Source organism: Streptomyces sp. DI166, assembly GCF_900091315.1.
GTDB lineage: Bacteria > Actinomycetota > Actinomycetes > Streptomycetales > Streptomycetaceae > Streptomyces > Streptomyces fuscus.
Window position 1 is genome coordinate 1 of the sequence record NZ_FLSP01000120.1, and the last position, 21097, is coordinate 21097.

Sequence of the window (21097 nt, forward strand, 5' to 3'; positions counted from 1 at the left end):
CGTCTAGGGGGACCCCCAAGTGACTACTCCGCCGCCCCAGGGCAACCCGTTCGCTCAGGGCCAGCAGCAGCCCTACGGCCAGCCGCCCCAGGGCGGTTTCCCGCAGCAGCCCGGCCAGCCCGGCTTCCCGGCCCCGGGGGCTCCCGTTCCGCCGGAGCAGCCGTCCCGTAAGCTCACCTTCAAGACGATCAAGAACGTCGTCATCGTCGTGGTACTCGTCTGTGTCGCGGTGGCCGCTTACATCGCCAGCCGTGACGACGCCAACCAGGCCAAGGTGGGCGACTGCCTGAAGTCCGCTTCCTCGTCCTCGGACCGCATGGAGGTCGTGGACTGCTCTTCCCCCGAGGCCAAGGGCAAGGTCCTCAAGAAGGTGGAGGGTCACTTCACCTCGTTCACCGCCGAGACGGAGTGCCGCAAGGTCAAGGGGGCCACCGGCTTCTACGCCGAGACCGGCGACGGCGAAGAGTTCCTCCTCTGCTTCGGCGATGTCTGACCGCGACTGAGCATGCATCGACCATGAGCGGGGCCATGTTTCACGTGAAACTTGACCCCGCTTTGGATACCACGAGCCCTGTTACGCAGAAGTAGTCTCAGATCCACCTCAACTCACTTGCCCTGAACAGCCCCGCAGGAAAAGATCATTTGGCGGCCCGGCGTGACCACCCTGGCCGAACGACCACATGACTTCACAGAAATCGGGGACTTCTCATGACACGTCGCGCTGCCCAGGGCATGGTCGCAGCACTCGGTGCCTGTGCCGTTCTTGCTGGCGGCATATCGCAGGCGACCGCAGTCGAGACACCAGCGGCGTCGGTGGTCAGCAATGATCCTGCCGCCACTCCGGCCGCATACGCCGACTATTTGCAGCGGTCGAAGGAAGAGGGAGCGGACGACGCCCTCCGGGATTTCAAGCGCCTCACTCCCTCCGAGCAGCAGCAGTTCATCGACTATCTGCACGACCCTGAACTGCTCAAGACTTTCCTCGAAAAGGCCGGGGAGCAAGGTGGTGAGCCGCTGACCTCCTCCAAGGAGGAGAGTCACACAACATTCCTGCACAACGGGGATGTGAGCATTGAGCAGGAGCGCATGACCAGCTTCGCCGCCAAGGCGAAGAAGAAGCCGCTCCCCAAGGGCAACCACAAGGTGACGTACACCACCCACCTCAAGCTGCTCGGCGTGAAAATCATCAAGCTCAGCCTGTGGGTGAACTTCCACAGCAACGGCAAAGACATCACGAAGGTGAACTACGGCGATGCCGGTAAGAAGAACCTTTCGGGGGTCATCAGCCTCAGCAAGGGCATGGTGAAGACCTCACGGAGCAGTTGGGGATGGTGCCAGAAGGGCAAGCCCTGCAGCAAGGGTCACAATGCTGATGCCTCGGTCGTCTGGGAAGGAAACATTGTCTTCAAGGGCAGCACCTTCCAGATCGACAAGGAGCAGTGGATGAGGGCCAACGTCTACGGCAGCCTCGTCAGCTACCACCTTCGCAACGTGTAGCAGCAAGGCGCCTCGGGGGCATGTTTCACGTGAAACATGCCCCCTTTTCTCGTCTCAGCCCTGCTGCTCGCTCCACCACTGTTTGAGGGCCTCGACCGCGTCGTCGTGGCCCATCGGCCCGTGCTCCAGGCGGAGCTCCAGCATGTGCTTGTACGCCTTGCCCACGGCCGGGCCCGGCTTGATGCCCAGGATCTCCATGATCTGGTTGCCGTCGAGGTCCGGGCGGATGGCGTCCAGTTCCTCCTGCTCCTTCAGCTTGGCGATGCGCTCCTCCAGGCCGTCGTAGGCACGGGAGAGGGCGGCCGCCTTGCGGCGGTTGCGGGTGGTGCAGTCGGAGCGGGTCAGCTTGTGGAGGCGGTTCAGCAGCGGGCCGGCGTCGCGGACATAGCGGCGGACGGCGGAGTCGGTCCACTCTCCCGTGCCGTAGCCATGGAAGCGGAGATGGAGCTCCACCAGACGGGAGACGTCCCTCACCAGCTCGTTGGAGTACTTCAGCGCCGTCATCCGCTTCTTGACCATCTTCGCCCCGACCACCTCGTGGTGGTGGAACGAGACCCTGCCGTCCTTCTCGAAGCGGCGCGTGCGCGGCTTGCCGATGTCATGCAGCAGGGCCGCCAGGCGGAGGGTCAGATCGGGCCCCTCCTCCTCCAGCGCCATCGCCTGCTCCAGGACGATCAGCGTGTGCTCATAGACGTCCTTGTGCCGGTGGTGCTCATCGCTCTCCAGTCGCAGCGCCGGAAGCTCGGGCAGCACATGGTCCGCCAGCCCCGTGTCGACGAGCAGGGTCAGGCCCTTGCGCGGGTGGGAGGACAGGATCAGCTTGTTCAGCTCGTCCCGCACCCGCTCCGCCGAGACGATCTCAATGCGCTCGGCCATCGCCTTCATGGCGGCGACCACCTCGGGCGCCACCTCGAAGTCGAGCTGCGCCGCGAACCGCGCCGCACGCATCATCCGCAGTGGATCGTCGGAGAAGGACGCCTCGGGGGTGCCCGGCGTGCGCAGCACGCGCGCGGCGAGGTCTTCGAGCCCTCCGTGCGGGTCGACGAACTCCTTCTCGGGCAGCGCGACAGCCATCGCGTTCACCGTGAAGTCACGGCGGACGAGGTCCTCCTCGATGGAGTCGCCGTAGGACACCTCCGGCTTGCGCGAGGTGCGGTCGTACGCCTCCGACCGGTAGGTCGTGACCTCGATCTGGTAGCCGTCCTTCTGCGCCCCTACGGTGCCGAAGGCGATCCCGACCTCCCAGACCGCGTCCGCCCACGGGCGCACGATCTTCAGAACGTCCTCGGGTCGGGCGTCCGTCGTGAAGTCCAGGTCGTTGCCGAGCCGGCCGAGCAACGCGTCCCGGACCGACCCGCCGACCAGGGCGAGTGAGAACCCGGCCTCCTTGAAGCGGCGGGCGAGGTCGTCGGCGACAGGCGCGACCCGCAGCAGCTCACTCACCGCGCGGTGCTGCACCTGGCTCAGGACACTGAGGTTGTCTTCGTTGGCGTTCGGCACAACAAAACAGGGTACGTGCCGGGGACGCCCCTCAGCGCCTCCATTAAACGGGCACAGATCCGCTCCTTTTCATACGGGCACATACAGGACAGCCTGCCCCCGTGAGCGATCTTGTGGCGCAGACCGCGGCACTTCCCCTCAGCGCGCATCGTTACCATGCGTGGACGCACATTCCGACGACCACTGACGACGACGAGGGACGGGCGAGCGCGTGGCCGAGGCGGCAGACTTCCAGGGGACCAGTCCCTCACCTGCCCGCCGGTGGCTGCGGCGCACCGGGGCACTGCTCGCCGGCGCGCCCCTGCTGGCGGGGCTGCTCCAGCTGCCCGCTGCCTCCCCCGCTCAGGCCGCCGACATCGACGAGACGGTCGCCGTGTCCGTGGACCACCTCACACCGAGCGTGGCGACGGACGACGACACCCTGACCGTGACCGGCACGGTGACCAACAAGAGCAAGCAGGCCGTCACCGACGCCCAGGTGGACCTTCGCATCGGCCAGGAGCTGGTCACCCGCTCCGGGATCGACACCGCCGCAAAGGCCACCGGCTACCAGCCCGGCACCGACGGCCTGCCGCTCGGCGGGAAGTACGTCGAGAAGTTCGACAAGCTCACCCCGGGCGTCTCGCAGCCCTTCACCATCTCCGTCCCGGTGGACGAGCTGGATCTGGACGGGAACGGCATCTACCAGCTCGCGGTCTCCCTGACCGGCGAGACGGCCGCCCAGGGGTGGCCGCAGGTGCTCGGTGTCCAGCGCACCTTCCTGCCGTACCAGCCCGACGACGCGGACACCGAGACCCGGACGACCGTGCTGTGGCCGCTGATCTCCACCGCTCACATGACCGCGCAGACGGGTTCCAACGAGGCGCAGACCCCGGTCTTCCGCACCAACGACCTGATCCACGAGATCAGCCCCGGCGGGCGGCTGGAGCGGATGGTCGCGCTCGGTGAGGACCTCGATGTGACCTGGGTCGTCGACCCGGACCTGCTGGCCTCGGTCGACGCCATGACCGACAGCTACGAGATCCTCACCGAGGACGGCTCTGACACCGTCCCCAGTACAAAGGCCGACCAGGAGATCGCCAAGCGGTGGCTGGCCGACCTCCAGGACGCGGTGGCGGGCCACGAGGTCGTCGCGCTGCCCTTCGCCGACCCCGACCTGGCCTCCCTCGCCCACAACGGGACGGCCGTCACCGGCTCGCTCGGCCACCTCAAGGAGGCGACCGACGTCGCCGAGGACACGGTCGCGTCGATCCTGCACGTGGAGCCGACCACCGACTTCGCCTGGCCGGTCGAGGGCGCAGTGGACCCGTCGATCGTCAAGGTCGCCACCTCCGCCGGAGCGCACAACGTCATCGCACGCAGCGACAGCCTGCAGGAGACCGCGGGCCTGACCTACACCCCCTCCGCGGCCCGCCCCATCGGCGGCGGCACCACGGCCGTGGTCGCCGACGCGCGGCTCTCCACGGCCTTCCAGGGGGACATGGCGCGCGCCTCCTCCTCGACCCTCGCCGTCCAGCGGTTCCTGGCCCAGAACCTGGCCCTGAACCTCCAGACGGACGACCAGCGCACCATCCTCGTCGCCCCGCAGCGCATGCCCACGGCCAGCCAGGCCGGTGCCCTGGCGGCGGCCGTCACCGCCCTGGAGAACAGCGGCTGGACCCAGTTCCAGGACCTCACCACGACCACCGCCGCCAAGCCCGACCCCGGCGCCACCACCAAGGTCCCGGCGAAGTCGGCGTACCCCTCGAAGCTGCGCAAGCAGGAGCTCCAGCGCTCCGCCTTCGAGCAGATCGCCACCACCCAGCACAAGCTCGACAAGTTCAAGGTCATCCTCAGCGACGAGTCACGGGTCGTGACCCCGTTCGGCCGGGCCATGAACCGCGCGATGTCCACCTCGTGGCGCGGCCGGGCGACCGAGGCCGCCGCGTACCGCAACGACGTCGAGATCTACCTCGACTCCCTGGCCGACAGCGTCTCCCTGATCGAGAAGTCCGAGACCAAGCTCTCCGGGCGCAGCGCCACCATCCCGGTGACCGTCCAGAACAACCTGGTGCAGGGCGTCGACAACCTGGTGCTGCGGCTCACCTCGACCAGCCCGCGACGCCTGAAGATCGACGGCGCCGCCTACGACGAGCAGCCCGTCACGGTCAACGGCGGCCACAGCCAGACGGTGAAGTTCACCACGTCCGCCGAGGCCAACGGCCAGGCCGAGGTGATCGCGCAGCTCTACACGAAGGACGGGCAGAAGTACGGCCCTCCGGTACGGTTCGACGTCAAGGTGACCGAGTTCACCGCCACGGTCATGCTGGTCATCGGCGGCGGCTTCCTGCTGCTGGTCCTCGCGGGCTTCCGGATGTACACCCAGCGCAAGCGCGCCGCGCGGCAGGCCGAGGAGGCCGGTCCCGAGAACGGCTCCGGGACGGGCCCTGAGGCCGCCGAGGAGGCCGTGACCGGCCCGGGGAACCCCGAGGGGCCCGACGAGCGTCCCGAACAGGAGTCCGGCGCGGATGCCGGGGCAGGCGACCCGGAGCAGCCGAGTGACCCGACCCCGGACACCCCAGCGGAAAGCGCCGACCCGTCCGGGACGGGTGAGAGAGTGGACCGTTGAGGATGTCGTGGCCGGTGGGCCCGGGACGATGAGGGTGGGTAACCATGAACGCGCCGTACGACGGTGACCGCGGCCAGGCCGCCGCGGGCAGCTCGGGGTACCCCGAGGGCCCGCCGCCCGAGCACGGCCAGGTACCGCCGCAGCCTCCCGCGGACATGTACCTCCAGGACGCCTACGACCAGGACCCCTACCGGGCCCAGGACCTCTCCGCCCAGGACCCGGTCGCCGAGGCGCTCTACGACCGTGCCGCGCACCCCCCGCCGCCGCCCGGCACCTACCCCCCGCAGCAGCCGCTGTACGGCCGGCCCCAGCAGCCGCCGCACGCGCCCGACCCGAACGTGTGGGCCCGGACCCCGGCGCCCGAGCCGGACGGCGCGACCCAGTACCTGCCCTACGGCGACGACCCGCGCACCACTCAGTACGTGGGCGTCGACGACCTGGTCACCCACTCCGCCGAGGAGCACCACGAGCCGGACGCCTTCGCGCACCTGTTCAGGGACCAGCAGCAGGGCGGCGGCCGTCCGGTGCAGGAGACCGCGCCCGTCCCCGGCCCGGCCGGGGAGCCCGCCCGCTACCAGCAGCAGCCGCAGCAGTCCGCCGCCCCGCCCGCCGACGCGACCATGAACCTCGGCACCGCTCCCGTGCCGCCCCCGGCCGCGCCGGCGCCCGCCGCGAAGAAGGGCGGCAAGGCGGCGGGGCTGCTGAAGTCCAGCGCGGTGATGGCCGCGGGCACGATGGTGTCCCGCCTCACCGGCTTCATCCGGTCCGCGCTGATCGTGTCGGCCCTCGGTGTGGGCCTGCTCGGTGACACCTTCCAGGTCGCCTACCAGCTGCCGACGATGATCTACATCCTGACCGTCGGTGGCGGTCTGAACTCCGTCTTCGTGCCGCAGCTGGTGCGCGCGATGAAGGAGGACGAGGACGGCGGCGAAGCGTACGCCAACCGTCTGCTGACGCTGGTGATGGTCGCCCTCGGCGGACTCACCGTGGTCTCCATGTTCGCCGCGCCGCTGCTGGTCCGCATGCTGTCGGACTCGGTGGCGAGCAACCCGGCGGCCAACGAGGTCGGCGTCACCTTCGTCCAGTACTTCCTGCCCACGATCTTCTTCATGGGCATCCACGTGGTGATGGGTCAGATCCTCAACGCGCGGGGATCGTTCGGCCCGATGATGTGGACCCCGGTCCTCAACAACATCGTCATCATCGTCACCCTCGGCACGTTCATCTGGGTCTACGGCAGCGCTGCCGAGTCCGGTATGACAGTCACCAACATCCCGCCGGAGGGCGAGCGGCTGCTCGGCATCGGCGTCCTGCTCGGTCTGGTCGTCCAGGCCCTGGCGATGATCCCGTACCTGCGCGAGACGGGCTTCAGGCCGCGGCTGCGCTTCGACTGGAAGGGCCACGGCCTCGGCAAGGCGGTCACGCTCGCCAAGTGGACCGTGCTGTTCGTCCTCGCCAACCAGGCGGGCGCGATCGTCGTCTCCCAGCTCTCCACGGCGGCGGGCAAGGACTCGCCCGTCGACGGCACGGGCTTCGCGGCCTACGCCAACGCCCAGCTGATCTGGGGCCTGCCCCAGGCGATCATCACGGTCTCCCTGATGGCCGCCCTGCTGCCCCGGCTGTCCCGCTCGGCCGCCGAGGAGGACTCCGGCGCCGTACGCGACGACATCTCGCAGGGCCTGCGCACCACGGCCGTCGCGATCGTGCCGATCGCCTTCGGTTTTGTGGCCCTCGGCATCCCGATGTGCACCCTCATCTTCGGCTCCTCGGGCACCAGCGAGGCCACCAACATGGGCCTCATGCTGATGGCCTTCGGCCTCGGCCTGATCCCGTACTCCGTGCAGTACGTCGTCCTCCGCGCCTTCTATGCCTACGAGGACACCCGAACGCCCTTCTACAACACGGTCATCGTGGCCGCGGTCAACGCCGCCGCCTCCGCCGCCTGCTTCTTCGTGCTCCCCGCACGCTGGGCCGTGGTCGGCATGGCCGCCTCCTACGGCCTCGCCTACGCGATCGGTGTGGGCGTCGCCTGGAGCAGGCTGCGCAAGCGGCTGGGCGGCGACCTGGACGGCGCCCGGGTGATGCGGACGTACGCGAGGCTGTGCATCGCCTCGATCCCGGCGGCGCTGTTGAGCGGAGCCGTCTGCTACGGCGTCGCCAAGACGCTCGGCCAGGGTGCGGTCGGTTCGCTGTCCGCCCTCGTCGTCGGTGGTGCCGTGCTGCTCGGGATCTTCTTCGTGGCCGCCCGCAGAATGCGGATCGAGGAGCTGAACTCGCTGGTAGGCATGGTCCGTGGGCGCCTGGGCCGCTGAACCCGGGGTACCCGCACAACCATCGATCGCCACCGTGTGTCGTGCATAGCGGCGGACTGTGGGCACAATTGGTTTCGGCGTCTCGGAGCGCGCAACGGATGGGGAGGCAGGAGCGACGGTGGCGGAACGGAGCACGGCTGCCGTCGACGTGGCAGACAACAGCGGTGACGAGCCGCTGACCGCACAGGCGGACCAGTCCACGGCCGACGGGGTGGCCCAGAATCGGGAGCGGGACACGGACACCGACGAGGCACAGGGGAGTGGCGGGACCGAAGGTTCCGAAAAGACCTCACCACCCGAACTGCACAGTGGTCACAAGCTCGCCAGACGGTACCGCCTGGAGGAGTGCGTCACCCGTCTGGACGGCTTCAGCAGCTGGCGTGCGGTGGACGAGAAGCTGCGGCGTGCCGTCGGCGTCCACGTCCTGCCCGCGGACCACGCGCGGGCCCGCTCCGTCCTGGCCGCGGCCCGGTCCTCCGCCCTGCTCGGCGACCCCCGCTTCGTCCAGGTGCTCGACGCCGTCGAGGAGAACGACCTCGTCTACGTCGTGCACGAATGGCTTCCCGACGCCACCGAGCTGACCACCCTGCTCTCCTCCGGTCCGCTGGAGCCGTACGACGCCTACCAGATGGTCTCCCAGCTCGCCGCCGCCATGGCCGCCGCGCATCGGGAGGGTCTGGCGCATCTGCGGCTGAACCCCAACGCCGTGCTGCGCACCTCGTCCGGGCAGTGGCGCATTCGCGGACTCGCCGTCAACGCCGCGCTGCGCGGCATCAGTTCGGACACCCCGCAGCGCACCGACACGGAGTCCATCGGCGCACTGCTGTACGCGGCGCTCACTCAGCGCTGGCCGTACGAGAACGACGCCTACGGTCTGTCCGGGCTGCCCAAGGACATCGGTCTGATCGCGCCGGACCAGGTACGGGCGGGCGTCCACCGCGGTCTGTCCGAGCTGTCGATGCGCGCGCTCGCCAATGACGGCGCGACGGCCTCCCGCCACGAGTCCGCCTGCACCACTCCGGAGGAGCTGGTGAAGGCGATCAGCGAGATGCCCCGCATCCGCCCGCCGGAGCCGGCGTTCACCCCGCCCCCCGAGTACCAGCGGACAACGTACCAGCAGGGCACGTACGGCCGTCCGTCGCCGCACCCGGGCGCCACCCAGCCGGTCCCCACCCCGCCGCCCCCGCTGCAGAGCCGCACCGGCAAGGCCCTGAAGTGGGCCGTCTCCGCCCTCCTCATCGCCGCTCTGGGCCTGGGCAGCTGGCAGCTCGCGGACGCCCTCATGGACCGCGGCGGCAAGGACGACGGCACCGACCAGACGCAGACGACGGACGGCGGCGACAAGAGCCCGAAGAAGCCCGCGGCGGGCAAGCCGATCGCGATCCAGGACGCCCACGACTTCGACCCCTTCGGCGGAGACAAGTCGGAGTACCCGGCGAACGTGCCGAAGGCCTTCGACAACGACCCGCAGTCGTACTGGGAGACCAGCTACTACGAGGGCGCCAATTTCGGAAACCTGAAGTCGGGTGTCGGTCTCGTCCTCGACCTCGGCAAGGCCCAGAAGGTCGGCAAGGTCACGGTCAGCTTCATGGGCGAGACGTCCGTCGAACTGCTCACGGCGTCCGGTGACTCGGGCACGATGCCCACGTCGTTCGGGAGCTACAGCAAGGTCGCCGCGGGTTCGGGCACCACCGTGACGCTCAAGCCGAAGGAGAGCGTGAACTCCCGTTATCTGCTGGTGTGGCTGACGAAGCTGCCGATACAGGCCGATGACGGCAAGTGGCGCGGCAGGGTCATGGACATCAAGGTGACCAGCTGACCGGGTCGGGGGATGGTGTGGAGAGCGGATCGAGCCGAGCCGACCTGTCGGACGCCGATCTTCTGGCGCGCCATGTCTCGGGTGACAAGGACGCCTTCGGTGAGCTCGTACGCCGGCATCGGGACCGTCTGTGGGCCGTTGCCCTGCGCACCCTGGGGGACCGTGAGGAGGCCGCGGACGCCGTTCAGGACGCGCTGGTCTCCGCCTACCGTGCCGCCCACACCTTCCGCGGACAGTCGGCCGTCACGACCTGGCTGCACCGGATCACGGTGAACGCCTGCCTGGACCGCGCCCGGAAGGCGGCCTCCCGGAAGACCTCCCCCGTCGACGACACCGAGCGCCTGGAACAGCTCCTGGAGCCGCACGAGTCGGCCGCGGCCCCCGCCGAGCGCAACGATGTGCACCGGCAGCTCCTGGAAGCCCTGGGCACCCTTCCCGCCGATCAGCGCGCGGCCCTCGTCCTCGTCGACATGCAGGGCTACCCCGTCGCCGAGGCCGCCCGGATCCTCGATGTGCCCACCGGCACGGTCAAGAGCCGGTGCGCCCGGGGCCGGGCCAGACTTCTGCCGCTCCTCACCCATCTGCGGCCGGAAAACGCCGGTAGCGGCAAAGAGCCGGGCGCAGGACGGAACCGCGGGGAGGGTCCATCCGTCCCACCGGCAGCGGGACCGCGAGCCACGGGGTCGCAGACCGCGGGGCCGGGCGATACCGGGCCGAGTGATTCAGCTGCTGTGAAGGGCGGAGGTGGGCGAGCGTGACGTCGACGGACATGGCCGGGCATCCGGAAGTCACCGAGCTCTCCGACCTCGCCGAGGGCCTGCTGCCCTCCTCCCGCAGCGCGGACGTACGCCGGCACCTGGACTCGTGCGAGCTGTGCGCGGACGTCTACACCTCCCTGGGAGAGATCCGCGGCCTGCTCGGCACCCTGCCGGGCCCGGCGCGGATGCCCGACGATGTCGCGGGCCGGATCGACGCCGCGCTCGCCGCGGAGGCGCTGCTGAACTCCACGGCCCCGGAGGCAGAGGCGAGCGCGCCCACCCAAGACGACGCCCCCGAGGACGACGCGCGTGTTTCACGTGAAACATCGACAGCCGCCGACCGACCCGCGGGCCACGCCCGCACCTCCACCACCGGCCCCGGCCGCAAGAGCCGCCGCCCCGGTGGGCGCCGTCGTATCGCCGTCCTGGGCACCGTCTTCACCGTGGCAGCCCTGGGGCTCGGCACCGTCCTGGTCTCGTCTCTCGGGGACGGTTCGGGCGGCTCCGACGGCGACGACGAGGTGACGACCCAGGCCGCGGACACCTTCGCCGAGAGCACCCTGAAGCGGGATGTCTCCGATCTCCTCGCCCAGAAGGCCAAGGAAGGCGGGCGCGCGCCGCGCAGCAGCGTCGGCATGGAGTCCGCTCCGGACTCCCAGGAACCGAAGATCTTCAACAAGCCCACGGACGTGCCCGGGTGCGTGCAGGAAGGCATCGGTCGTAACGAGACCGCCCTCGCCACCAAGGAGGGCGTCTACCGGGGCACCCGGGCGATGCTCGTGGTGCTGACCGACCCGGCCGACACCAGCAGGGTCACCGCCTACATCGTCGACGCGACCTGCGTGACTGACCCGTCTGTGGGCAAGGCCGAGGTGCTGTTGACCCACACCTACCCGCGGGCCTCCTGAACACCTCTCTCACTGTGCGGACGCATCGTCTCCGTCCGCCGTGGAAAGCGCTACGGTGGCGCCCCTCCGTGTGCCCGGACACAGCGGGAATGCACGCCCCTTAGGATCCGTTGGGTGGGGTGAGAGCTCTGAGAGGGGCTCCCGCCGGACCTATGACGCAGTCCAGAGACGAGGAAACAAGCCGTGAGCGACGTCCGTAACGTGATCATCATCGGCTCCGGGCCCGCCGGCTACACGGCGGCGCTGTACACCGCACGCGCGTCGCTGAAGCCGCTGGTGTTCGAAGGGGCTGTCACCGCCGGTGGCGCGCTGATGAACACCACCGAGGTCGAGAACTTCCCCGGCTTCCAGGACGGCATCATGGGCCCCGAGCTCATGGACAACATGCGCGGCCAGGCCGAGCGCTTCGGCGCCGAGCTCGTCCCGGACGACATCGTCTCCGTCGACCTCACCGGTGAGATCAAGACCGTCACCGACACCGCGGGCACCGTCCACCGCGCGAAGGCCGTCATCGTCGCCACCGGCTCCCAGCACCGCAAGCTCGGGCTGCCCAACGAGGACGCCCTCTCCGGCCGCGGTGTCTCCTGGTGCGCCACCTGTGACGGCTTCTTCTTCAAGGACCAGGACATCGCCGTGATCGGCGGCGGCGACACCGCGATGGAGGAGGCCACCTTCCTCTCGCGCTTCGCCAAGTCTGTGACCGTCGTCCACCGCCGCGACTCCCTGCGCGCCTCCAAGGCCATGCAGGACCGCGCCTTCGCCGACCCGAAGATCAAGTTCGTGTGGGACAGCGAGGTCGCCGAGGTCCAGGGCGACCAGAAGCTCGCGGGCCTGAAGCTGCGCAACGTCAAGACCGGTGAGCTGTCCGACCTCGCGGTCACCGGCCTGTTCATCGCGATCGGGCACGACCCGCGCACCGAGCTCTTCAAGGGCCAGCTGGACCTGGACGAGGAGGGCTACCTCAAGGTCGCCGCCCCCTCCACACGTACGAACCTCCCCGGCGTCTTCGCCGCCGGTGACGTCGTCGACCACACCTACCGTCAGGCCATCACCGCGGCCGGCACCGGCTGCTCCGCCGCTCTCGACGCCGAGCGTTTCCTCGCCGCCCTCGCCGACGGTGAGCAGACGGCGGAGCCCGAGAAGACGACCGTCTGACACCCCACCCGCCCCACGCACCAACAGTTAAGGAGCCCGCAGTGGCCGGCACCCTGAAGAACGTGACCGACGACACCTTCGAGCAGGACGTCCTCAAGAGCGACAAGCCTGTCCTGGTGGACTTCTGGGCCGCCTGGTGCGGTCCGTGCCGCCAGATCGCCCCGTCGCTGGAGGCCATTGCCGCCGAGTACGGCGACAAGATCGAGATCGTCAAGCTGAACATCGACGAGAACCCGGGTACGGCCGCCAAGTACGGCGTCATGTCCATCCCGACGCTGAACGTCTACCAGAACGGCGAGGTCGCCAAGACCATCGTCGGCGCCAAGCCGAAGGCCGCGATCGTCCGCGACCTTGAGGACTTCATCGCCGAGTAGGCGTTGTTTCACGTGAAACACGAATGGGCCAGCCCCTGAGGGCTGGCCCATTCGTATGTCCGTCGGCCCGCTCTCACAGCGGCCGCAACGCCGGCTCCTTCTGCACGGCACCCAGCAGCCGGTCGAGCGCCATCTCCACGTCTTCCTTCCAGGAGAGAGTCGTGCGCAGCTCCAGCCTCAGCCGGGGGTGCGTGGGATGGGGCCGTACGGTCTTGAAGCCCACCGCCAGCAGATGATCGGCGGGGAGCAGACACGCAGGCTCCTTCCAACGCGCGTCCCCGAACGCCTCGATCGCCTTGAAGCCCCGTCGCAGCAGATCCTTGGCGACCGTCTGCACCATCACCCGCCCGAGGCCCTGCCCCTGATACCCGGGCAGGATGAACGCCGTCATCAACTGCACGGCGTCGGACGAGACAGGGCTCGTGGGAAAGGCGCCCGACCGGGGGACGTAGGCCGGAGGCGCATACAGCACAAAGCCCACGGGAACATCGTCGACGTAGACGACCCGGCCGCAGGAGCCCCAGTCCAGCAGGACGGCGGAGATCCAGGCCTCCTTCTCCACCGCCGCGGTGCCGGCGGCTACCGCTGCTTCACCGCTGACGGGATCCAGCTCCCAGAAGACACACGTGCGACAACGCTGGGGAAGGTCCTGAAGGTTGTCCAGCGTGAGCGGTACGAGCCGACGCCCCATGAAGGCTGATCCTCGCTTCCCTCGCCCGCTGCGCTGCGGGCGGCTGTCAGGGCGCTCCGTTCCTTGAGCAGGCTGCCGACGAATCCGCCGACCGCTCCGAGGCCCAGGCCCGCGCTCACCAGTCCGGTCCGGCTCACCGTTCGCATGGCCCCCGCCTCCCCTAAGAGGTGCCGCCAGGTGGATGCGCCTTACCCGATCGCATCGTATCCACGAAGTGAGGGCGTCGATACCGCCGGAAAGCAAAGGGCGGACCGCGTTCCGGTAACCACCGGACACGGCCCGCCCTGCGTCAGCGCTGGGGCTCAAGGCCCCACAGGTCAGTCCTCGGAGTCCTCCGCGCCATCCTCGGTCAGGCTCTTCTGGAGAGCCAGCCGCTCGCCCGGGGCGAGGGTGTTGAGGATGCGCTCCAGATCCTCCGGCGAGGCAAACTCGACGGTGATCTTGCCCTTCTTCTGGCCCAGCTCGACCTTCACACGCGTCTCGAAGCGGTCCGAGAGCCGGGTCGCGAGGTCGGACAGCGCCGGGGAGACCCGGCCACCGGCCCGCGGCCCCTTGGCCCGCGGAGCCTTCTGCGAGCGGGAGCCCATCAAGGTGACGATCTCCTCGACGGACCGGACGGACAGCCCCTCCGCCACCACGCGGTAGGCCAGCCGCTCCTGCTCCTCGGGGTCCTCCACGGAGAGCAGCGCCCGTGCGTGCCCGGCGGAGAGGACACCGGCAGCCACCCGGTTCTGCACCTTCGGCGACAGCTTCAGCAGCCGCAGCGTGTTGGAGACCTGCGGACGGGACCGGCCGATGCGGTCCGCCAGCTGGTCATGGGTGCAGTTGAAGTCCTTCAGCAACTGGTCGTAGGCGGCGGCCTCTTCCAGCGGGTTCAGCTGGGCACGGTGCAGGTTCTCCAGCAACGCGTCCAGAAGAAGCTTCTCGTCGTCCGTGGCCCGCACGATGGCCGGGATGGCCTCCAGGCCCGCCTCACGACAGGCCCGCCAGCGCCGCTCGCCCATGATGAGCTCGTAGCGCCCGGGAGCCAACTGCCGTACGACGACCGGCTGGAGGAGACCGACCTCCTTGATGGAGGTGATGAGCTCCTGCAGCGCGTCCTCGTCGAAGACCTCACGCGGCTGGCGCGGGTTCGGCGTGATGGAGTCCAGGGGGATCTCGGTGAAGTGAGCGCCCATGGGAGGCGGCGGCACATCCACCGACGGCTCCACCGTTTCATGTGAAACCGACGGCAGCGCCGTCACCTTCGCCGCGGCCACGCCACGGTCGGAGGTCAGCACAGGTGCCGGAGACGCGGGCCCGGCTCCCCCCACCGCGGCCGGAGCCGCCGTGCTGTCCGCCGGCCCAGGGATCAGCGCGCCCAGGCCGCGGCCCAGACCAATCCTCCGTCGCTCACTCACTGGATCCCCTCCACCATGCTCGGGTCGCTCTGGGCGCCGATGTGGGCGTGCGTCGCGTCATAGCCGACACCGACACCCCTCAGCGCGATTTCTCGTGCCGCCTCAAGATAGGACAGCGCGCCGCTGGATCCGGGATCGTAGGTCAGCACCGTCTGTCCATAGCTCGGCGCCTCGGAGATACGGACCGAGCGGGGAATGCTCGTCCGCAGCACCTCGTCACCGAAGTGACTGCGCACCTCTTCCGCGACCTGGGACGCCAGTCGCGTCCGGCCGTCGTACATGGTGAGCAGGATCGTCGATACATGCAGGGTGGGGTTGAGGTGCCCCCGCACCAGGTCGACATTGCGGAGCAGCTGTCCCAGACCCTCCAGCGCGTAGTACTCGCACTGAATGGGGATCAGGACCTCCTGACCGGCCACCAGCGCGTTCACGGTCAGGAGACCGAGCGAGGGCGGGCAGTCGATGAGGATGTAGTCCAGGGGCTGCTCATAGGCCTGAATGGCCCGCTGAAGTCGGCTCTCACGTGCCACCAGGGAGACCAGCTCGATCTCCGCACCGGCGAGATCGATCGTGGCGGGTGCGCAGAAGAGACCCTCGACATCGGGCACCGGCTGCACGACGTCCGAGAGCGGCTTGCTCTCCACCAGCACGTCGTAGATCGAGGGAACCTCGGCGTGGTGGTCGATACCCAGCGCCGTGGAGGCGTTGCCCTGGGGGTCGAGGTCGATCACCAGGACGCGGGCACCGTGCAGGGCCAGGGACGCGGCAAGGTTGACGGTCGTCGTCGTCTTGCCGACGCCGCCCTTCTGGTTGGCAACCACCATGACCCGGGTCTGTTCGGGTCGCGGGAGACCCTCCCCGGCGCGGCCGAGAGCCTCTACCGCCAGTTGGGCGGCACGACCGATGGGAGTGTCGTCCATCGGGGGCGGTGTTTCACGTGAAACATCCTCCCCCATCGACTCGGTACGGGGACCGGGGACCGGATCGGTCATCGGTCCCGCGATGTTGGCGTCGGACCGCAAGGATTCACTCTCCTCGACTTCAGGCTCGCAATGAACAGAGCCTCCCATGCCTTCGGGGTCGTGAACCAGTGAGCCCTGGCGTTCTGTGGAGAAATCCACCTCTGTGGACAACTCCGTTACCTCTCCGAGTGACCCGAGAGGCTTGCGGTCACGGGGTTCGGCCGCGGCGCGGCCCCGGCTGATAATGCCGTGCAGCAAAGAGCGACGTTTCACGTGAAACACGATGCACAGCAGCTGAGGCCGAACTGTCGCGACACTCCGGCATGCATAGGTTTGGCAGCTTGTGTGGAGTACGTCTCGTCTCCGAAATGCGGATCAAGCGACCACGCGAGGGCTGACTCAAGCCTCACCACGCGAGGGCTGACTCAAGCCTCACCACGCGAGGGCTGACTCAAGCCTCACCACGCGACGGACGACTCATGCGGCCCCACGGAAGGGACGACTCAGCGCCTCCGGCGCGTCCGCCCCGTCCGGGCCGCCTTCGCCCGCTTCGCCGCGAAGCGCACACCGCCGGGGCTCTCCCCGACCTCCACCCGGACCACCGTCGACTGCGGATCCACGATGCCCTCACCGACATGGAGGATGGAGGTCCCCACCGCGCCGAGCTTGCTCAGGGCGGTGGCCGCGCTCTTCAGCTCCTCCTCCGCGGTGTCCCCCTTGAGCGCGAGCATCTCGCCGTAGGGACGCAGCAGAGGGATGCCCCAGGTGGCGAGGCGGTCCAGCGGGGCCACGGCCCGTGCCGTCACCACATGGACCGGCTGGAGCTTGCCCATGACCTCCTCGGCACGGCCACGGACGACGGTCACATGGTCCAGGCCCAGCAGCTCCACGACCTCGGTCAGAAAGGTCGTCCGCCGCAGCAGCGGCTCCAGCAGCGTGATCTTCAGGTCCTCCCGGACCAGGGCCAGCGGAATGCCGGGCAGCCCCGCACCGGAGCCGACATCGCACACCGTCACCCCCTCGGGCACGACCTCGGAGAGCACGGCGCAGTTCAGCAGATGCCGCTCCCACAGCCGGGGCACCTCACGGGGCCCGATCAGACCGCGCTGCACGCCCGCCTCCGCGAGCAGCTCCGCGTAGCGGACCGCGTCCGCGAAGCGATCGCCGAAGACCTCGCGGGCCTGTTCGGGCGCGGGGGGAAGCTCAGCTGCCTCCGTCACGGGGGACCGTCCTTCCGTACCGTGTCGGCGCATCCAGGCGCCGGCACCAGAACCACCAGAACTATCAGGCTGACAAAGTTCGGCCCCGCCTGCCGGGCAGACGGGGCCGGAGGATCGTACGAACCGATCAGGCGGGCAGCACGACGACGAAGCGCTGCGGCTCCTCGCCCTCGGACTCGCTGCGCAGTCCCGCGGCCTTGACCGCGTCGTGCACGACCTTGCGCTCGAACGGGGTCATCGGCTTGAGCTTCACCGGCTCGCCCGTGTTCTTCACATCCGCCGCGGCCTTGGCGCCCAGCTCGGAGAGCTCGGCACGCTTCTTGGCGCGGTAACCGGCGATGTCCAGCATCAGCCGGCTGCGGTCGCCGGTCTCCCGGTGCACGGCCAGGCGCGTGAGCTCCTGGAGCGCCTCCAGCACCTCACCGTCCCGGCCGACCAGCTTCTGCAGATCGCGGCTGCCCGTGTCGCTGATGATCGAGACAGCGGCACGGTCGGCCTCGACATCCATGTCGATGTCGCCGTCGAGGTCGGCGATGTCCAGCAGACCTTCGAGGTAGTCCGCCGCAATCTCGCCCTCCTGCTCCAGGCGGGTCAGGGTGTCTGCACCCTCGGCAGCGGCGGAGGTGGTGCCTTCCGTCACGGGATGGACTCCTTCTTACTTCTTGGAGGGGGACTTGGGCCGCTGCGGACCCTTGCGCTGCCCGGACTGGGCCTTGCTGCGGGTACCGGAGCCGGGCTTCTTGGCGGCGGTGGGCTTGGCGTCCTGCGGGGTGTCGGACTTGGTCAGCGAGGTCTTGGCTTCGGAGTCGCCCGCCGCCTTCGCACCGCCCTGCCGCTGGGACTTGCTCTGCCGCTTGGGCTGCTGGCGCTTGGGAGCCGCCGTGGGCGCGCCGTCCTCGGTGGCCACGGCTACGGACGTCTCGCTCTTCACCACAGTGCCGTCCGCCTGCGCGGCGAGACCCGCCTTGTTCAGGCCGTTGATGAACTTGCGCTCGTACTCGTTGCGGTCCCGGCCCTTGGCGACGATCGCCTCGACGATGTTGCGCTCACCGCGCCGGCTGACCTTGCCGTGGTGGGTGACGCGCTTGGTCAGGCGCTCCAGGTAGGCGGCCTGGGCCTTGGAACCCGGGGTCGGGTTGTTGTGGATGACGTACATCTGCTGGCCCATGGTCCACACGTTGGTGGTCAGCCAGTAGACGAGGACACCGACCGGGAAGTTGATGCCGAAGACGGCGAACATGATCGGGAAGACGTACATCAGCATCTTCTGCTGCTGCATGAACGGCGTCTTCACCGTGGTGTCGACGTTCTTCGTCATCAGCTGGCGCTGGGTGAAGAACTGCGACGCCGACATCAGGACGATCATGACCGCGGTCACGACACGCACATCGGTGATGGTGGAGCCGAGGGACTCGACCTTGGCCGCGCTGTCCGTGAACTTGGCCGCGAGCGGCGCGCCGAAGATGTGCGCGTTCTGGGCGCTCTCCAGCAGCCGGTCGTTGATGACGCCGACCTTCTCGTTGTTCGCGATGCTGTTGAGCACGTGATACAGGGCGAAGAAGAACGGCGACTGCGCCAGGATGGGAAGGCACGAGGAGAGCGGGTTGGTACCCGTCTCCTTGTACAGCTTCATCATCTCTTCGGACTGGCGCTGCTTGTCGTTCTTGTAGCGCTCCTGGATCTTCTTCATCTCGGGCTGCAGCGTCTGCATGGCCCGGGTCGCCTTGATCTGCTTCACGAAGAGCGGGATCAGGCAGATACGGATCAGAATCACCAGGGACACGATGGACAGGCCCCAGGCCCACCCGGAGTCATCGCCGAAGAGGGCGCCGTACACCTTGTGGAACTGGACGATGACCCAGGAGACGGGTGTCGTGATGAAGCTGAAGAGGCTGGCAATCGTGTCCACTAATCATGCTCCTTGGGCATGGGACGGGGTCTCTGCGGCCGGGCTCGAAGAGCTGTCACTCGTAGGCACATTCTCTTCGGTGGCCGTTTCGGCGGCGGAGGGCCCGCCCCTGCGTGTGCGCCATGCGTCACGCAGCATCTCGTGCCATCTCGGACGCTTGCGCGGCGGGACATGGTCCACACCACCCAGCGACCACGGGTTGCAGCGCAGGATGCGCCAGGCCGTGAGCGCCGTGCCCTTGATGGCACCGTGCCGGTCGATGGCTGTGTAGCCGTAGTGGGAGCACGACGGGTAGTACTTGCAGACCGGCCCCAGCAGAGGACTGATCGTCCACTGGTAGATCTTGATCAGAGCCAGCAGCGGGTACTTCATCGCGCGCCCCCTCCCAGCAGCCGCTGCAGAGCGGCATCCAGGTCTCGGGCCAGCTGTGCATGGTCGGCGTCGCCCGCACCGGGCAGCGCTCGTACGACTACCAGGCTACCGGGGGGAAAGACATCGACTCGATCGCGCACCAGATGGCGAAGTCTGCGCTTCACCTTGTTGCGGACCACCGCACCACCGACAGCCTTGCTCACGACGAAACCCGCACGCGTCGGGGGAGCGCTCTCCCCAGGCGCGTGCGGGTCCGTGGCACCGCTACGAAGGTGGACGACGAGAGTCGGGCGTCCGGCCCGGCGTCCTCGTCGTACCGCGGTCGCGAAGTCCTCGCGCCGCCTCAGCCGGTTCTCGGTGGGCAGCACGACGTCATGACCTGACCGGGATCAGGCGGACAGACGGGCGCGACCCTTGCTACGGCGGGACGCGAGAATCGCGCGGCCGGCACGGGTGCGCATACGCAGCCGGAAGCCGTGGGTCTTCGCGCGACGACGGTTGTTCGGCTGGAAGGTGCGCTTGCTCACTCGGGGGCTCCAGAAATCAAATCGGTGGTGGCGGGTGCCGTCCTGGCTGTCACCGTGCGCCCACGAGAAGCTCGCGTTACGCCCGAGTGCACCGCTTCCCGATCACCGGTTCACCCCCGCGGAGGCGGGGACGTGATCTTCGCCCATCGGAGGCAGGCGGCAGCAGCCATCGACAACTCGACCTGGTTACGGTACGCGGGGCTACGCCATCCGGTCAAACCAGCGGTCACCGGGAGACACTATCCACAGCCTGGGGACAACAACTTGAACCGCACCGCTCGCCCTGACTACCGTGGCTGAACTCCGATTCGCCCGTCCCGACCGATTTGAATCCCGACCCGTCCCACCATCACACGTTCGTGGGACCCGTGAGAGAGCGTGCCCTGTGGCTGACGTACCTGCCGATCTTGCCGCAGTGTGGCCACGAGTACTGGAGCAGCTCCTCGGCGAAGGACGTGGCCAGGGAGTCGAGGCGAAGGACGAGCACTGGATCCGCCGCTGCCAGCCCCTGGCGCTGGTCGCGGACACCGCCCTGCTCGCGGTACCGAACGAGTTCGCGAAGGGCGTCCTGGAGGGCCGGCTCGCCCCGATCGTCAGCGAGACCCTGAGCCGTGAGTGCGGCCGCCCGATCCGGATCGCGATCACCGTCGACGACTCCGCCGGCGAGCCCCCGGCCCCGCCGGCCCCCGGGCCCCGCCCGCAGCCGCGCTACGAGGAGCCCGAGCTCCCCACCGGTCAGTACGAGGGCTACGGCCGCCACCGCGGCGCCGACGGCGACGCCTACCCCTCCCGCCCGGAGCGTCCGGAACGCCCGGAGCAGAACGACCCGCTGCCCACTGCCCGCCCGGCCTACCCCTCGGAGTACCAGCGCCCCGAGCCCGGCGCCTGGCCGCGCCCGCAGCAGGACGAGTACAGCTGGCAGCAGCAGCGCCTCGGCTTCCCCGAGCGCGACCCGTACGCGAGCCCGTCGCAGGACAGCTACGGCCAGGACGCCTACGGCCAGTCGTCCGAGGACTACCGCCCGCAGCCGGGTGACCGCGCCGGCACCGACCGACCCTCTTACGAGGGCCAGCGCTCCGATTACG

General features: G+C 68.9%; 19 protein-coding genes and 1 pseudogene. 10 read left to right on the plus strand and 10 right to left on the minus strand.

The window, feature by feature from the left end; genetic code table 11:
* The first annotated feature begins 19 nt into the window (after positions 1–19).
* Both GA0115233_RS35505 and GA0115233_RS35510 read left to right on the plus strand, forming a co-directional pair.
* Positions 20–493 (plus strand): LppU/SCO3897 family protein, encoded by a 474-nt coding sequence (locus GA0115233_RS35505; RefSeq protein ID WP_093724457.1) that lies wholly within the window; start codon positions 20–22, stop codon positions 491–493.
* Positions 494–708: 215 nt separating this feature from the next.
* Positions 709–1497 carry a hypothetical protein gene (locus GA0115233_RS35510; RefSeq protein WP_141689619.1) on the plus strand — a complete coding sequence of 263 codons (789 nt, stop codon included), beginning with the start codon at positions 709–711 and terminating at the stop codon, positions 1495–1497.
* A gap of 54 nt (positions 1498–1551) precedes the next feature.
* On the opposite strand, the gene GA0115233_RS35515 is transcribed toward GA0115233_RS35510, so the two are convergent.
* On the minus strand, positions 1552–2997 hold the full coding sequence (locus GA0115233_RS35515; protein ID WP_093724459.1) for a CCA tRNA nucleotidyltransferase: 1446 nt from the start codon (positions 2995–2997) through the stop codon (positions 1552–1554).
* A 211-nt stretch (positions 2998–3208) separates the two neighbouring features.
* On the opposite strand from GA0115233_RS35515, the gene GA0115233_RS35520 reads away from it, so the two are divergent.
* The 7 genes from GA0115233_RS35520 (at position 3209) to trxA (ending at position 12931) form a co-directional block, all read left to right on the plus strand.
* Positions 3209–5605, plus strand: coding sequence for a DUF6049 family protein (locus GA0115233_RS35520; RefSeq protein WP_093724460.1), 2397 nt, complete (start codon positions 3209–3211; stop codon positions 5603–5605).
* 44 nt (positions 5606–5649) lie between these two features.
* Positions 5650–7917: a murein biosynthesis integral membrane protein MurJ gene (gene murJ, locus GA0115233_RS35525; RefSeq protein ID WP_093724461.1), complete on the plus strand. Its 2268-nt coding sequence runs from the start codon at positions 5650–5652 to the stop codon at positions 7915–7917.
* 118 nt (positions 7918–8035) lie between these two features.
* Positions 8036–9736 carry a protein kinase family protein gene (locus tag GA0115233_RS35530; protein WP_093724462.1) on the plus strand — a complete coding sequence of 567 codons (1701 nt, stop codon included), beginning with the start codon at positions 8036–8038 and terminating at the stop codon, positions 9734–9736.
* 17 nt (positions 9737–9753) lie between these two features.
* Entirely contained in the window at positions 9754–10494 is a 741-nt protein-coding gene (gene sigM / locus GA0115233_RS35535; protein ID WP_093724463.1) for an RNA polymerase sigma factor SigM, read from the plus strand.
* Positions 10491–11402 carry a hypothetical protein gene (locus GA0115233_RS35540; RefSeq protein WP_255310460.1) on the plus strand — a complete coding sequence of 304 codons (912 nt, stop codon included), beginning with the start codon at positions 10491–10493 and terminating at the stop codon, positions 11400–11402. Before sigM ends, GA0115233_RS35540 begins: the two co-directional genes overlap by 4 nt.
* 183 nt (positions 11403–11585) lie before the next feature.
* The gene (gene trxB / locus GA0115233_RS35545) at positions 11586–12557 is read left to right on the plus strand and encodes a thioredoxin-disulfide reductase (protein WP_093724464.1); all 972 of its coding nucleotides are present in this window, start codon (positions 11586–11588) and stop codon (positions 12555–12557) included.
* Positions 12558–12598: 41 nt separating this feature from the next.
* Positions 12599–12931, plus strand: a complete 333-nt coding sequence (trxA, locus tag GA0115233_RS35550; RefSeq protein WP_037674879.1) for a thioredoxin — start codon at positions 12599–12601, stop codon at positions 12929–12931.
* 73 nt (positions 12932–13004) lie between these two features.
* Here the strand turns inward: trxA and GA0115233_RS35555 are convergent, their stop codons facing one another.
* The 9 genes from GA0115233_RS35555 to rpmH form a co-directional block, all read right to left on the minus strand.
* Positions 13005–13622: a GNAT family N-acetyltransferase gene (locus tag GA0115233_RS35555; protein ID WP_093724465.1), complete on the minus strand. Its 618-nt coding sequence runs from the start codon at positions 13620–13622 to the stop codon at positions 13005–13007.
* A gap of 317 nt (positions 13623–13939) precedes the next feature.
* Positions 13940–15022: a ParB/RepB/Spo0J family partition protein gene (locus GA0115233_RS35560; RefSeq protein WP_093724466.1), complete on the minus strand. Its 1083-nt coding sequence runs from the start codon at positions 15020–15022 to the stop codon at positions 13940–13942.
* Positions 15019–16092: a ParA family protein gene (locus GA0115233_RS35565; protein WP_093724467.1), complete on the minus strand. Its 1074-nt coding sequence runs from the start codon at positions 16090–16092 to the stop codon at positions 15019–15021. The genes GA0115233_RS35560 and GA0115233_RS35565 overlap by 4 nt, the downstream gene beginning before the upstream one ends.
* A gap of 395 nt (positions 16093–16487) precedes the next feature.
* Positions 16488–17204: a 16S rRNA (guanine(527)-N(7))-methyltransferase RsmG gene (rsmG, locus tag GA0115233_RS35570; RefSeq protein WP_093724468.1), complete on the minus strand. Its 717-nt coding sequence runs from the start codon at positions 17202–17204 to the stop codon at positions 16488–16490.
* Between the two features lie 127 nt (positions 17205–17331).
* On the minus strand, positions 17332–17844 hold the full coding sequence (locus tag GA0115233_RS35575) for a Jag family protein (protein WP_093724469.1): 513 nt from the start codon (positions 17842–17844) through the stop codon (positions 17332–17334).
* A 15-nt stretch (positions 17845–17859) separates the two neighbouring features.
* Complete coding sequence (gene yidC, locus GA0115233_RS35580; RefSeq protein ID WP_093724470.1) at positions 17860–19113, minus strand: membrane protein insertase YidC; 1254 nt, start codon at positions 19111–19113, stop codon at positions 17860–17862.
* 3 nt (positions 19114–19116) lie between these two features.
* Entirely contained in the window at positions 19117–19485 is a 369-nt protein-coding gene (gene yidD, locus GA0115233_RS35585) for a membrane protein insertion efficiency factor YidD (RefSeq protein ID WP_093724471.1), read from the minus strand.
* Entirely contained in the window at positions 19482–19853 is a 372-nt protein-coding gene (rnpA, locus tag GA0115233_RS35590) for a ribonuclease P protein component (RefSeq protein WP_078598854.1), read from the minus strand. The genes yidD and rnpA overlap by 4 nt, the downstream gene beginning before the upstream one ends.
* A 21-nt stretch (positions 19854–19874) precedes the next feature.
* Entirely contained in the window at positions 19875–20012 is a 138-nt protein-coding gene (gene rpmH / locus GA0115233_RS35595; protein ID WP_003956500.1) for a 50S ribosomal protein L34, read from the minus strand.
* A gap of 385 nt (positions 20013–20397) precedes the next feature.
* Between rpmH and dnaA the strand changes: the two are divergent.
* Positions 20398–21097 (plus strand): annotated as a pseudogene (dnaA, locus tag GA0115233_RS35600) (chromosomal replication initiator protein DnaA); the annotation flags it as partial.